The organism is Synechococcus sp. R65.1, from assembly GCF_047461755.1.
Lineage (GTDB): Bacteria > Cyanobacteriota > Cyanobacteriia > Thermostichales > Thermostichaceae > Thermostichus.
In genome coordinates this window covers 1-12777 of the sequence record NZ_JANSHU010000008.1, presented here as the reverse complement: position 1 = coordinate 12777, position 12777 = coordinate 1, and the positions used below count along the sequence as shown (strand labels likewise).

Below are 12777 nucleotides of genomic sequence, written 5' to 3'. Positions count from 1 at the left end.
TCAGCCCCCTAAAAACAGCTCCAGCACCTGGGGATTGCGCAACAAGTTGGGGCCAGTATCTTCAAAGCGGTTTTCTCCCATCGAGAGGACGTAGCCCCAGTCCGCTAAGCTCAGGGCCTGCTTGGCATTTTGCTCCACCATCAGGATGCTGACGCCAAGGCGCTTGATTTCTTGCAAGAGGGCAAAGGTCTGCTCGACATACAGCGGCGACAGGCCGGCTGTCGGCTCATCCAGCAACAACAGTCGCGGCTCCGCCATCAACGCCCGCCCTATGGCTAGCATCTGCCGCTGCCCGCCGGAGAGGGATCCCGCCGCTTGCTTTCGCTTTTCCCTTAGCGGCGGAAACAGCTCGTAAACCCGCTCCCGTTGGGCAGTGTAGTCGTCGCGCCGGATAAAGGCTCCCATCTCCAGGTTTTCCTCGACGGTGAGGGAGGGAAAGACATTGTTGGTCTGAGGCACAAAGCCGATCCCCCGCCGCACCAGTTGCTCGGCAGCAAGATGCGTGATGTCAGAACCTTGGAACAGCACTCGGCCCGAGCGGATGGTGGCCAACCCAAAGAGGGATTTAAGCACTGTCGATTTGCCTGCTCCGTTGGGGCCGATGATCACCACGATTTGCCCCGGGTTGACCTTGAGGCGGATCCCTTTGAGGATGTCCACGCCGCGGTAGCCGCTGTAGAGATCTTGAATCTCGAGCAAAGGAGTCATGGCGGGGATCCCTCCGGCGAGAGGGTGGAGGCCGGTTCCGAGCTGAGGGCATCTGCTAAAGCGATGGATCCCAAATAGGCCTCGCGCACGGCAGGGTTTTGCCGAATTTCCTGCATGGGTCCCTGGGTTAACACCCTTCCCCCCGCCATGACCACCACGTGGTGGCAAAGGCGGGTCACCAGATCCAGGTCGTGTTCAATGATGCAGAAGGTGCAGCTGCGCTCGCGGTTGAGGTACTCAATAAAGCGGATTAGGTCTGCCAGCAACGTGCGGTTGACCCCAGCCCCCGGCTCGTCCAAGAGGATGACCCGCGCATCGGTCATCAGGGTGCGTCCCAGTTCCAGCAGCTTCTTTTGCCCGCCCGAAAGGTTGACTGCCAGTTGATCCCGCAGGTGGATGAGGTTGAGCCGTTCCAAAACTTCTTCAGCCCGAGCCTGAAGCTGGCGCTCCTGCCGCTGTACTCGCCGCCAGCGGAACCAGGCGTTAAATAGGTTTTCTCCAGCCTGATGGGGAGGAACAACCATTAAGTTTTCCAGAACGGTCATGCGGCCAAACTCCCGCGGGATCTGGAAGGTGCGCACCAGCCCACGTTGAAACAACTGGTGGGGAGGCAGGCCCGTGACGTCTTCCCCATCTAGCCAGATGCGTCCGCCATTGGGCCGAATAAAACCGGCAATGATGTTGAAAAGAGTTGTTTTCCCCGCCCCGTTGGGACCAATCAAGCCCGTGATCCGACCAGCTTCGATGCGGAAGGAACAGTGATCTAGGGCATTGACGCCGCCAAACTGTTTGGAGATGTTGTCAATAACGATCACACCGCTACCCTGGGAAAGCTCCATTCCCTAATGGATTCACTATTTTATGAGCTTTCATCGTAGGGTAAAGAAGCTTATTTAACCAAACTCGCCGATAGGCTTGCCAAGAAGCCCCCTGGCAGGGGTTGGGTTGGCTCTTGGAGGGAACCCTTTGAGGTGGGCTAACGTCTACTTCTATACCATCGACCTTTGAGAATTGCAGTTTTATTCCCTCATTGGAGCTCATTGGAGGTTCTTGGTTATGTCTCCCATGCACAAACTGACCCGGCGGGCCTTCGCGACGGCGGCAGCCCTGACAGCAGCGGCGCTGGCCACCACCCTGCTGCCAAGCACAGCTCAGCAAGCAGCCAAAGCCCCGATTAAGATAGGAGCGCTGCTGTCTTTGACGGGCGACCTGCAGGCCTATGGGGAAAACTGCCTCAAGGGCATCAAGCTGGCCCTCCAGCAGATCAACGAAGCTGGCGGCGTCCTTGGATCTCAAATTCAAGTGGTGGAGGCGGATGACCAAACTTCAGCGCAGCCGGCTATTGATGCGGCCAAGCGGTTAGTGAACGTGGAGAAGGTGGCCGCCATTGTTGGCGCTTTGGGCAGTGGCGTTACCATTCCGGTGGCCACGACAGTCACGGTTCCCAGCAAGATTCCGCAAATTTCACCGGCCTCTACCGCGCCCACCATCACCACCTTGGACGACGATGACTTTTTGTTCCGCACCGTTCCTTCCGATGCTTTCCAAGGGGTAGCCCTAGCGCAGATTACCCGTGAAGAGAAGCTGGATCGCCTGGCTGTTATCTACATCAACAACGACTACGGCCAGGGTCTAGCCGACAGTTTCAAGGCTGCCTTTGAGAAGCAGGGGGGCAAGATCACCAAGGCCGTCCCCTACGAGCCAGGCAAAGCTTCCTACCGCGGCGAGCTGGATCAGCTCAAGGAAGGGAACCCCCAGGCGCTGGTGGTCATTGGCTATCCAGAAAACGGCGCGGTTATTTTGCGGCAAGCCTTGGAAGGGGGGCTATTTAAGCGCTTTGTCTTAACAGACGGCATGCGCTCTCCTGATCTGGCTGCCCAGGTGGGGGCAGACAAGCTAGAGGGATCCATTGGCACTTCGCCCCAGGCCCGCACTGACACCAAGGCTTACCAGAGCTTTGTTCAAGCCTACGAAGCTGCCTACGGGGAAGTGCCCCCCACTCCCTACATCGACACTGCCTACGATGCTGCCTTCCTTCTGGCTCTGGCCATCCAAAAAGCGGGCAGCACCGATGGCACTGCTATCCGCGATGCCCTGCGGCAAGTGGCCAATCCCCCTGGCACCGAAATCCTGCCTGGCGAGTGGGCCAAGGCGGTGGAGCTGCTGAAGAAAGGGGAAGACATCAATTACACTGGCGCTTCTGGCTCGCTGGACTTCGATGAAAAGGGAGACGTAGCCGGAACCTTTGCCCACTGGACCTTCAAGGGCGGGAAGATCGTAGACTTGAAGGTGTTTGAGCCGAAGAGCTAAAGACTGGGCTGCTGTTTTCGACGAGTAGGGGTTTGCTGGGGAGATGACTGGCAAGCCCCTGCTTTTCACTGCCAGCGCAACTCCCACTCGTTGGATTTTGGGGTAAGGCCAACCTTGATTGAGGGGAGGACGTCACGCGTACTCGGCAACAACGACCGTGATGTTGTCCCGACCCCCTCGCTCTTTGGCTGCCTCGATTAACTCCAGGACAAGCTGCTCCAGGTCTGGCACCTTCAAGCAATATTCGGCAATGACTTCGTCGTCCAGCTCCTCGGTTAGTCCATCGCTGCACAACAGGAGGCGATCCCCAGGAAGCAGGGTAATGGGTTGGATAGCAGGTGGCCCTGTGTCAAGCCGGCCCAGGCAGCGCTCAAGGATGTGCCGCCAGGGGTGGATGCGGGCCTGCTCTTGGGTTAACTCCCCCTGGCGAACCGAGCGGGCGACTAGCGTGTGATCTTCCGTCATCTGCTGCAGCTGGGATCCGCGCAGGCGGTAGAGGCGGGAGTCGCCGATGTGAGCACTCCAGCAATTGTTGTTGGGATCCACCATCGCCACCACCACAGTGGTGCCCATGTCTGCCCGTTGCGGGTTTTCCCGCTGATCTTTGAGAATGGCCTCGTTGGCGGCTTCCACTGCTTCGCTGAGGAGCTTGGGCGCCGGCACCATCTCCCAGCCTCGATCCAAATAGGCTCGAATGGTCTCAACTGCCAGCTGGCTGGCTACGGCTCCTGCTGCATGTCCACCCATGCCATCGGCAACGATGAAGTAGCGACCTTCCGGATCGCAGTAGTAAGCATCCTGATTGCCGCTGCGAACCTTGCCCGGATCCGTAGCGCCAGCATAGCGTCGCATCACCTCAGCCGATCCAATTCCTTTGCCTTTAAGAGTACCCTGAGCAGCGCCGCGGCAGCCAAGACAGCCAAGGCCAGGGTGACCATCGCTAAAGTAGCATGCCCAGCCAAAAATAGCTGCGTGGCGCTAAGAAAAAAAGTTGCAAACAGCACCGCGTAAGTGGTGCCCCAGCCCGTCGAGTTGAGCTGACGCAGCAGGCGTTCCGTCTCACTGGAGCGAACCCGCAGGCGCAGCTCCCCCTGTTCCAATTTACTTAAGGCCGTCTCCAGGCGGCGGGGCAGGCTGAGGCTGGTGCTGGTAAACTCTACCGCCTGGCGGCTGACCTGAGCCAGCAGGGTTTCCCTCTCGGGGTGGCTACTGTTCATGAGCTCCTCTGCAAAAGGCTTGGCCACCTCAATAAAGTTAAACTCTGGATCCAGCCCTTTTCCCAGCCCCTCCAGGGTCGTGAGGGCTCGCAGGACAAAGGTAAAGGTGGCGGGGAAGCGAAACGGCTGCTCATAGGCCAGCTCGTAGAGGTCTTCGCTGATGGCCGCCACCGAGATCTCGTCCAGCTTGCTGGAGAAGGGTTTGTCTAGGAAGTGATCCAGAAGGTACTGCACCGAGCGGCGTACTGGTGCCAGATCGGCAGTGGGTACTAGAACACCCAGCTCCACCAGCAGGGCCACCACCTGCTCGGCATCTTTGGCCACCACCGCTGCCAGCATACCTGCCAGTTTTTCCTTGATGCCGGGGCGAAGGCGCCCCATCATACCGAAGTCGTAGAAGATCAGCGTGCCATCTGGCTTGACGGCAATATTGCCAGGGTGGGGATCGGCGTGGAAAAAGCCGTCTTTGAGCAGTTGCCGCAGATAGGCCTCCGCCCCCAAGCGGGCCAAAGCCTTGCGATCCAATCCCGCCGCGCTCAGTGCCTCGTAGTCGTTAATTTTGATCCCTGGCAGGTATTCCAATGTCAGCAGACGGGGGGAGGTGTAGCGCCAGTACACCTTGGGAACAGCAATCTGGGGCATGTCGCGAAAGTTGCGGCGGAAAGTGTCGGCGTTGCGGCCCTCGTTGAGATAGTCCACCTCCTCCCAGAGGGTGCGGCGACACTCTTCGTAGATGCCAATCCAGTCGCGGCCCGCTCCACCCCACGGGGTGTGGTGCTGAAAAAACTCAGCAATGCCGCGACCGATCTCCAGGTCAATGGTAAATAGCTGCACCAAGCCCGGTCGCTGTACCTTCACCACCACTTCTTCGCCGCTTTTCAGCTTGGCGCGATGCACTTGCCCCAAGCTGGCTGCTGCCAAAGGGGTGGGATCGAAGTAGCTGTAAATCTGCTCAATGGGCTTGCCGAGCTCCTGCTGCACGATGGCCGCCACCTGTTCGTAACCAAAGGCGGGCACCTGGTCTTGCAGCTTGGACAGCTCCTCGACGTACTCAGAGGGGAAGAGATCGGCGCGGGTGGAGAAAAACTGCCCCACCTTAATAAAGGTAGGGCCGAGGTGGAGCAACGTCTCGCGGATCCAAATGGCTCGGGCGCGGCGGCGTTTAGCCTTTCGCTCTGGCGTGGGCTGCCCCCCATAGCTCCAGGCCTGCTGATCCAGCCAGAGATAGAAGAGCCAGGTCAGCACAAAGCGCCAGATGTCGAAAAGACGGCCCCAGCGGCTGTAGTTCTCTCGGGCCCACCGGTAGGCGGTATAGGGCTTAGCAGGCTTGGATCCCTTTGCTGTGCTTGCCTTCAAGCGTTTCGATTCCGGTACTTCTGCAACTCAGAGCGTAGCTGCGCCACCTCGGCCCGCAGGTCATCTAGAGTTGCCTGCAAATCCTCCACCTTGTAGGTGGACGAGGCCATCTCTTGGGTAGCTAGCGATGCTTCCGCCTCAGCTCGGGCCATGACATCCTGGGCAAAAGTCTGCCAGCCCTCCTGCAGCTCTGCCCACAGCTTGCCCACCTCCGCAGCAAGGTCGGCAAGAGCGCCCTCCCAACGCTCGCGCAGAACATCGGCCACTGCTTTGCCGACGAAAAAAGCTCGCACAACGGGATTCCTCATGCAGCCCAAGTGTTAAGAAGCATCACCCAGATTATAACGAATCTTGCCGCAACCGAACTGCCGAGCCCCCCCAGCCAAACAGCCTCGGAGCATCGGCCCGGCAGTCCCGCAAGCAATTGTCCTAGAGAGCTTGTCTAGGGCTAGCGACGGTTGGTGGTCATGTCGGGAATCTTTAGATCGAAGACGCTAATGTTTTGCCGCGCTGCCGGCTTGGGATTGAGCATGCGAGCCATGTTGAGGAAGTTCTCCGGATCGCCGGGCTTAGGCAAGCGGACGGCCCGATAGGTGCGCACCACCTCCCGAGCCGAGGGCCTCACGCCGGAGATATCCCGCCAACGGGCTCCGTAGCGGGGGGTAACCAAGTTGGTCGGTTTCTCCGAAAGGCGGCGGCGCTGGTAGGGCACCACATCGTCCCCAAACGCAGCGTCGTACTCCTCGCTATCGACAATGGCGTCGATAAAGCCGTCTAGGCCGCGGGTGGCCAGAATGATGGAGTACTTGATGCGCTCCATTTGGCTGTAGGTGGGCCGACCCAGGAAGCGCTGGAAGGTGATCTCAACGAAGCGGTAGTTGTCGTTGGGAACCATGACCAAGTCGCGGTAGACCTCCGACTTGCCCAGGCCCCGGATAAACTCTTTTACCGAAATTGCTCCATTGCGCAGCTGGGATTCCAGCGCTTTCTGCCGGTAGCTCTCCAGCATCAGGTGCTCGCTGAAGATTTGGCGGTAGGCGGCGCGGATAACATTCTCAATGCCCGCCGGGTCATCGGGGCGGTAGACGGGCGGAGTTTCGTCGCTGGGTACAAAGTAGCGGTTTACCCGCTCGTTTTGCGTAGTGGGGCGATCGGCAATCAACGGAAGAGACATAGGCTGTGCTCCTAACAAGAAACAAACAACAAAGAAGAGAGCCTACGCCTCGCTAGCCAGTTCCTGCTGGCTTAGGCGAGCGCGGAGAGGGATCAGAGGATCCGCATCCTGCAAAGCTATCTGAAGGGCTGCCTCGGCAGCAGCTCGCAGAGAAAGTTCTCCCAGGCGGGCTAGATCCGTTAGGGCTGCAACGGCGGCATAGCGCACTCCCCAATCGGCATCCCCCAGGCATTGCCGCAGTAGCTGCAAAGCTTGCTCTTGATCGGACAGGGGTCGCTGGGCAGCCACCCGTCCCAGCCCGCGCGTTGCTGCCCGCCGCACGCTGGGGGCAAAATCGGCCACAATGGCCTCGACCAAAAAGGGGTAGGCATCCCCATGGCCAATGCGGGCTAAAGCTCGCACCGAGTAGGCCCGCGCCCCGTAGTCAAAGCCGTCAATGTTGGCCAGCAAGGGCTGTACTGCCGCTTCTCCAAAGCGCAGCACCTCCTCCAGAGCCGCCTCCCCTACAGCAGGACGGTTGAAGCCAAAAGCGCGAATGAGCAGGGGGATCCCTTCTACCTGTCCTAGGGATCCCAGGGCTCGCACCACCCCCAGCAGCTCTGCCTCTGAAGTGGCCTGCTCCAGCTGGGTAGCCAGTTGGGCCACAGCAGGAGGAAGCCCTTGTGCAGCTGATGAAGAGGACATGACCAGCCTAGAAGCTAAGGTAGTAAGGTTAGAGGTTCCAGGTCTAAAACAGCTTGTCCAGCTGGGGGATAATTGCCGCTGCCACCTGATCTGGCGGCACCCACCCCAACTGCAAGGCCACGTCAAACAGCCGCTTTAAAGCATTGAGGCGCAGGTTGAGGGCTACGTTGGCGGTTGCCAGCAGGGATGCCCCCGCCAGCCAGCCCGATTCAGCCAGATCAAAGAGGGCCGCCTGGCGCAAGCTAAAGTTAGGGTGGGCTAGCAGCGCCACCAAAATCTGGGTCAGCTCCTCCGCTTGGGTAAAGCGATAGAGTACCCAAGCTGCTGCCGAGCGCACTCTTTCTGAGGGGTGATCTAAGAAGGGCCGAATGGCTGCTTCCGCTTCTGTGGCGTTGAGGTGGCCCAGCGCCTCAATGAAAGCCTCCCAAGGCTGCTCCTCTTGCGACCTTAACAAAGCTAAAAGAGGCTGCACCGCCCGTTTATCTCCCAACTGGGCTAGAGCGTAGGCCGCCTCTTCTCGCACCAGCAAATCGCTACAGCTAAGCGCCTCAATTAGCCCAGGTACCGCCCGGACATCGCCAATTTGCCCTAGAGCTTTAGCGGCACTACGCCGCAGCGGATAGCCTCCCAACGCCGTGCGATCCCGCTCGTCCTGCAGCGCCAATAGCAAAGGCTCCACTGCCCGCGCCTCGCGAATCGTGCCCAAGTACCAGGCTGCATAGTAGCGATCCTGCGGATCGTCTCCTTGCAGCCAGGCTATTGCCTGCTCCCAGGTAAGCTGCTGGGGCAGCACCGCCGTGTTGGAGGCTATGCGAGCTGTTGCCGAACCGTTCATGTAACTAGGGCAGCTCTCTCAACGACTGCTTGCCCAGAGCCACGCTCCAGCGCAGCCAGATCCTTCACTGGGAAGTAGGAGATCCCGTAAGAGGAGTAACCCGGAGAACCTTGCCACCCATCCGGAGAATGCGCTGCATCTCAGCAGACAGCCGGCTGTAGGGAACTGTAAGCGTAGCAGTGCTGCGGCGTACCTTCGCTGAGGTGGTCAGGGCATCGGGCGGGTTAAGGAGGCCAGTGTACTCAATCTTGTAAACCCGGCTACCGGCTTCCGTTAGAGCTTCCGGGCTGCTGGTGCTTTGACCAAACATGGCTTTCCCCCGCTGTTAACACTCCCGCTTATCAAAGTCGCATGGGCAAAAAGGAGCTTTTCCAAAGTGCTATCAAGCTGCTTCGCAGCAAGTTTAGGAATGCCTTCCCTCTGGCTTGAGCCTGCAGGCAAGCAACCCGGCTTTCTCCAGGCTGCTGCCTGCCAGGCAAACTGCTAGAAGGAATTGCCCTCCTGCCTAAGGAGGCCTAGCTTAGCCTCCCCTAGCTAAGGGCGTTGATGGCGTAATCGAAGTAGATGGCAGCTTCATTGGCCGCTTGGCCCTTCAGCATGCCCAGAGCACGGCTCTTCATGTGTTGCAGAGCCACAATGTACCAGCTGGGGGAAAGGTTAAAAGCGCGGTTCACTTCCCGCAGACCGGCCACCAGGTATTCATCGAGAGGACCAGTGCCACCGGCAACCAGCGAGTAGGTGATAAAGCGCAGGTAGTAGCCGATGTCACGGGCACACTTGGCCTGGAAGACCTCGCCATGCCCCATTTCACCCGGCTGGCTCAAGTAGGGGAAGCGCTTGAACACTTCCTGCACCGCTTCGCGCACCAGCGTCTGCTGGTTCTGGGTCAACACCCGAGCCGCTTCTAGGGAGGCAGCAGCCCGCTGGTAGCGACCGCTCACCGCCTGCAGCTCGCTGGCGTTGAGAAAGCGCCCTTGATTGTCAGCAGCGGCAATTGCTTCGGTGATAACGGTTTTCATTTGCAACTCCTCAATACGTTGACTGTTAGTAAAGGCAACCAACAGGCAGCTCCTTTACTGCCCCGTTAGATTCTCGGCTGGCTATGAAAGAAACTGACCCTCACCGAAAACCGAGATACCTTACAGAATGGCAGCAGCCGCCTTATCGAAGTAGCTGGCCACTTCGCTTTGGATTGCTGAGCAGTCGCCAGGGGTGATGCCGTTTGGATCCATGATCTTGGCCAGGGCTTCCCTCTTCATGGCCGCAATGGCATTGGCCATGGAGCTGGTGGGCACCCCCAGGGCAATGTAAGTTTCTCGCAGACCGTTCAGGCAGCGATCTTCCAGCACTGAGCTGTCCCCTGCCAAGGTGGCGTAGGTAATGTAGCGCAGGATAATCTCAAGGTCGCGCAGGCAAGCAGCCATGCGACGGTTAGTGTAGGCGTTACCGCCAGGAGCAATGAGATCTGGCTCCTGGGCAAACAGAGAACGGGCTGCGTTGACCACAATTTGAGCAGCGTTGCTGGTCATGCGATTGACGGCATCCAGGCGCTTGTTGCCTTCTGCCACCAAAGCTTCCAAACGAGCAAAGTCTTGTTCGCTTAGAAAAGCCCCACGTGCATCTGCCTGAGTAATCACCCGGGTAAAGGCGTCTTGCATAATGGATCTCCTTTTGTTTTTTTTCCAAAGTCAAGGATGAGCGACTGGCTGATCCTCTCAAAAGCCAGCTACCGAGCCTTGCTGGATGCGGAATCTGCTTCCCAAAAACCGGGGATCCCGTGGAGGTTGCTTGAAACTCCCCCACTGAAGCCCCAGAGTTTGAGATCGGTCGAGAACTCCTGCAACCTTCAGACAGCCGAGCATCCAGGTCAATTTTATAGCGCGGGAGCGATGAGGATTTTGTGAAGATTTACAAACAAGCCGACACCGAAAGGTCTAGTCGGCTGCCGAGTTTCCAGTTCTAGCGTCCAGCGAGCAGGGAATTGGCCGGCAGGGGGCCAAAAGGATGTAAATATTTGTTTCATTCCCTTTGAGGGCTCCGGCTGCAGCCGTCAAAGGTGCAGAGTTCCCACTCCTTGCAGGGCAGCCTTGAGATCGCGGCAGAAGTAGGCAATCTGTTGCAGCCCCTGGGCAGGGGTGGGAGCTCTGGTCAGCCGCTGCACAAAGGCGCTGCCAACAATGGCTGCATCTGCTCCCCAGAGGGCGATCTGGCGGGCTTGCTCAGGGGTAGAGATGCCGAAGCCCACCCCAATCGGCAGGGAGGTGGATTGGCGCAACTGCTGCAGCAAGGCAGGGAGCCGCTGCTCCAGAGTGGATCGCTCGCCGGTAACGCCGGTGGTGCTGACCAGGTAGACAAAGCCGCTGGAGTGTTGGGCGATGCGCCTCATGCGCTCAGGGGGGCTGGTGGGGGCCACCAGTAAGATGAGGTCGATCCCCTCTGCCTGCGTCGCTTCCCGCAGGGGTTCAGCCTCTTCTAGGGGTAGGTCGGGGACGACTAAGCCGGCACAGCCGGCCCAGCGCAGCTGCTGCACAAAGGTGGGAATGCCGAGCTGGTAGATGGGGTTGTAGTAGGTAAAGAGGATGAGAGGGGCCTGCAGCGAGAGGCCCTGCAACCCCTGCAAAATGGCGCCCAAGGTCACGCCCCGCCGGAGAGCACGGCTAGCTGCTGCTTGGATCACCGGCCCATCGGCCAAGGGATCCGAGTAGGGTACCCCCAGCTCGATAAGATCGGCGCCGCTCTGATCCAGAACCTGCAAAGCCTCAAAGGTGGTTTCCAAGTTGGGATCCCCAGCGGTGAGGTAGGGGATGAGGGCTTTTTCACCACGGCTGCGCAGCGCCTGAAAGCAGGCTGTGATCCGAGTGGGCATGGGATCCATTCGATTCTGAGGAGATTGAGAGCATCCCCCACTGTAGCGTCTGCCAGGATCCCTAGGGGAGAGGCACAAAATCGTAGCCGGTACCGGAGCGGTTGCCGGGCTCAACCCGCACCAGCACATGGGGAGCATTGCGGTCGCCGGAGGGCAAGAAGCGCACCTCTCCCGAAGCCCCGTCCTGGAGGAGGAAGTTGGGATCCTGCAAACGGGCCAGCACAGCGTTGCGGCTGGTGGCTCCTTGGCTGAAAGCTTGCAAGAAAACCCGGGTGGCATCATAAGCCAGAGCGGTGCGCCAGCTCACCTGCCCTCCCCAGAGCTGGGCTGCCTTCTGGGCAAACTCACGGTTGCGCGGCACCTGGGGATGCCAGGGTACCGCCACCACCAAGCCCTCTACCGCTGCTCCCCCTTCTTGCAATGTGGTGAGGCTGAAGAGCACATCGCCGCCCAGAAGAGCAAGGGGCTTACCAGCTACAGCGTTCTCGCGGGCTACGGCCAGCGCTTTTTCGGCTACGGAAGCCGTGGGAGCTAAAAAAGCTACCTGGGCTCCTTGGCCGACGGCCCTTTGCAGGCTGGCCTGGGGGTTGAAGTCCGACGCCGATAAGTCGAACTCCGCCAGCACGATGCCCCCTTCGCTGGTCAGGGTGGAGGCAAAGGCGTCCCGCAGGCTGGAGCTGTAGGCGCTGTTGGGGTTGTAGAAGATGGCCACCCTTTGCAGCCGCAACGTGTTGAGAGCATAACGGGCCAGTTGCGTGCCGGCCACTTGATCCGAGGGCACGGTGCGAAAAATGGCATCCCCCAGCATGCTGATGCGAGTGCTGGTGGAGGTGGAGGAGATCATCGCCAAGCCGGCAGGCTGATAAACCTCGGCTGCAGCCAGGGTGGCATCGCTGGTGTTATGGCCAATCACCCCCAAGATCTCAGGCTGCGCCACCAGGGCTTTGGCCACCGCTGCTGCTCGCTCAGGGTTATCGCCATCGTCGGCAATCACTACCCGCAGCAGCCGTCCTCCGATTCCCCCCTGTTGGAAAAGCTCCTCCTGAGCTTGTGCCACCCCCCGCAGGGTCTCTTTGGCGCGGTTGGGGTTGCTGGAGATGGGCACCACCACCGCCAGGCTCAAGGGACTGCCTTGCTGCTGGGCGCGGGCGTTGTTCAAGAAAATGCGAGCTTCTGGGTCGTTGCGGTTGCTTTGCAGACCCATTTCCAACACCGAGATGGCCGCGCTGAGGTTACCTTGGCGCAATAGCTCTGCAGCGGCAACGGCAGCGGGGCTGCTATCGGCAAACAAGGTGCGCTCGCCGCTGGTCAGGAGCAGATCTTGTGCTCCACCCCCCAACCCTGGCAGCGATACTGGCGGTAGAGAAATGCCTTCCGGCCAGCGAACATAGCCCGCCTGCCAAGCGCGATGACCGCCCCAGAGTAGCAATAGACCCAGGACGATGTAGACAATGGGTGGCGGAGACTTGACAACCATGATTCAGGGAAGAAAACGCCGACCTTCGGCCAGCAAAGACACTGCTCGCGCCCTCAGGGATCCTCTCAAGGATTTTCAGAGGCTTCTCGAAGAATAACTTAAGGGTGGGGACGGTAGGAAGGGCTGTTGCGGTATTGGCGCTCTAGCTGC

The 12777-nt window shown here is 59.4% G+C and carries 14 protein-coding genes; 1 reads left to right on the top strand and 13 read right to left on the bottom strand.

Annotated features, from left to right (window positions below):
* Entirely contained in the window at positions 1-708 is a 708-nt protein-coding gene (locus NW814_RS05205) for an ABC transporter ATP-binding protein (protein WP_414405460.1), read from the bottom strand.
* Complete coding sequence (locus NW814_RS05200) at positions 705-1523, bottom strand: ABC transporter ATP-binding protein (protein ID WP_414405459.1); 819 nt, start codon at positions 1521-1523, stop codon at positions 705-707. Before NW814_RS05200 ends, NW814_RS05205 begins: the two co-directional genes overlap by 4 nt.
* 250 nt (positions 1524-1773) lie before the next feature.
* On the opposite strand from NW814_RS05200, the gene NW814_RS05195 reads away from it, so the two are divergent.
* Positions 1774-3018 carry an ABC transporter substrate-binding protein gene (locus NW814_RS05195; protein ID WP_414405458.1) on the top strand — a complete coding sequence of 415 codons (1245 nt, stop codon included), beginning with the start codon at positions 1774-1776 and terminating at the stop codon, positions 3016-3018.
* A 132-nt stretch (positions 3019-3150) separates the two neighbouring features.
* Here the strand turns inward: NW814_RS05195 and NW814_RS05190 are convergent, their stop codons facing one another.
* The 11 genes from NW814_RS05190 to NW814_RS05140 form a co-directional block, all read right to left on the bottom strand.
* Positions 3151-3870, bottom strand: coding sequence for a Stp1/IreP family PP2C-type Ser/Thr phosphatase (locus NW814_RS05190; protein ID WP_414405457.1), 720 nt, complete (start codon positions 3868-3870; stop codon positions 3151-3153).
* On the bottom strand, positions 3870-5591 hold the full coding sequence (locus tag NW814_RS05185) for an ABC1 kinase family protein (protein WP_414405456.1): 1722 nt from the start codon (positions 5589-5591) through the stop codon (positions 3870-3872). The genes NW814_RS05190 and NW814_RS05185 overlap by 1 nt, the downstream gene beginning before the upstream one ends.
* Positions 5588-5899 carry a DUF6825 family protein gene (locus NW814_RS05180; protein WP_414393277.1) on the bottom strand — a complete coding sequence of 104 codons (312 nt, stop codon included), beginning with the start codon at positions 5897-5899 and terminating at the stop codon, positions 5588-5590. Before NW814_RS05180 ends, NW814_RS05185 begins: the two co-directional genes overlap by 4 nt.
* A 140-nt stretch (positions 5900-6039) precedes the next feature.
* Entirely contained in the window at positions 6040-6765 is a 726-nt protein-coding gene (locus NW814_RS05175) for a phycobilisome rod-core linker polypeptide (RefSeq protein WP_414405455.1), read from the bottom strand.
* A gap of 42 nt (positions 6766-6807) precedes the next feature.
* Entirely contained in the window at positions 6808-7449 is a 642-nt protein-coding gene (locus NW814_RS05170; protein ID WP_414405454.1) for a HEAT repeat domain-containing protein, read from the bottom strand.
* 43 nt (positions 7450-7492) lie between these two features.
* A complete protein-coding gene (locus tag NW814_RS05165; RefSeq protein ID WP_414405453.1) occupies positions 7493-8284 on the bottom strand; it encodes a HEAT repeat domain-containing protein in 792 nt (263 codons plus the stop codon).
* 64 nt (positions 8285-8348) lie between these two features.
* Positions 8349-8594: a phycobilisome linker polypeptide gene (locus NW814_RS05160; protein WP_414393284.1), complete on the bottom strand. Its 246-nt coding sequence runs from the start codon at positions 8592-8594 to the stop codon at positions 8349-8351.
* Between the two features lie 220 nt (positions 8595-8814).
* Positions 8815-9303: a phycocyanin subunit alpha gene (locus NW814_RS05155; RefSeq protein ID WP_414359365.1), complete on the bottom strand. Its 489-nt coding sequence runs from the start codon at positions 9301-9303 to the stop codon at positions 8815-8817.
* Positions 9304-9423: 120 nt separating this feature from the next.
* Entirely contained in the window at positions 9424-9942 is a 519-nt protein-coding gene (locus tag NW814_RS05150) for a phycocyanin subunit beta (RefSeq protein ID WP_414393286.1), read from the bottom strand.
* A gap of 392 nt (positions 9943-10334) precedes the next feature.
* Positions 10335-11150, bottom strand: coding sequence for a tryptophan synthase subunit alpha (gene trpA / locus NW814_RS05145; RefSeq protein WP_414405452.1), 816 nt, complete (start codon positions 11148-11150; stop codon positions 10335-10337).
* Between the two features lie 61 nt (positions 11151-11211).
* Positions 11212-12627 (bottom strand): ABC transporter substrate-binding protein, encoded by a 1416-nt coding sequence (locus NW814_RS05140; protein WP_414405451.1) that lies wholly within the window; start codon positions 12625-12627, stop codon positions 11212-11214.
* Positions 12628-12777 lie beyond the last annotated feature (150 nt).

Bases quoted from the DNA above. Each gene is read 5' to 3' on its own strand.
- NW814_RS05205 (WP_414405460.1), bottom strand. From the start codon at position 708: ATGACTCCTTTGCTCGAGATTCAAGATCTCTACAGCGGCTACCGCGGC.
- NW814_RS05175 (WP_414405455.1), bottom strand. From the start codon at position 6,765: ATGTCTCTTCCGTTGATTGCCGATCGCCCCACTACGCAAAACGAGCGG.
- NW814_RS05190 (WP_414405457.1), bottom strand. From the start codon at position 3,870: ATGCGACGCTATGCTGGCGCTACGGATCCGGGCAAGGTTCGCAGCGGC.
- NW814_RS05165 (WP_414405453.1), bottom strand. From the start codon at position 8,284: ATGAACGGTTCGGCAACAGCTCGCATAGCCTCCAACACGGCGGTGCTG.
- NW814_RS05160 (WP_414393284.1), bottom strand. From the start codon at position 8,594: ATGTTTGGTCAAAGCACCAGCAGCCCGGAAGCTCTAACGGAAGCCGGT.
- NW814_RS05140 (WP_414405451.1), bottom strand. From the start codon at position 12,627: ATGGTTGTCAAGTCTCCGCCACCCATTGTCTACATCGTCCTGGGTCTA.
- trpA (WP_414405452.1), bottom strand. From the start codon at position 11,150: ATGCCCACTCGGATCACAGCCTGCTTTCAGGCGCTGCGCAGCCGTGGT.
- NW814_RS05195 (WP_414405458.1), top strand. From the start codon at position 1,774: ATGCACAAACTGACCCGGCGGGCCTTCGCGACGGCGGCAGCCCTGACA.
- NW814_RS05170 (WP_414405454.1), bottom strand. From the start codon at position 7,449: ATGTCCTCTTCATCAGCTGCACAAGGGCTTCCTCCTGCTGTGGCCCAA.
- NW814_RS05150 (WP_414393286.1), bottom strand. From the start codon at position 9,942: ATGCAAGACGCCTTTACCCGGGTGATTACTCAGGCAGATGCACGTGGG.
- NW814_RS05180 (WP_414393277.1), bottom strand. From the start codon at position 5,899: ATGAGGAATCCCGTTGTGCGAGCTTTTTTCGTCGGCAAAGCAGTGGCC.
- NW814_RS05155 (WP_414359365.1), bottom strand. From the start codon at position 9,303: ATGAAAACCGTTATCACCGAAGCAATTGCCGCTGCTGACAATCAAGGG.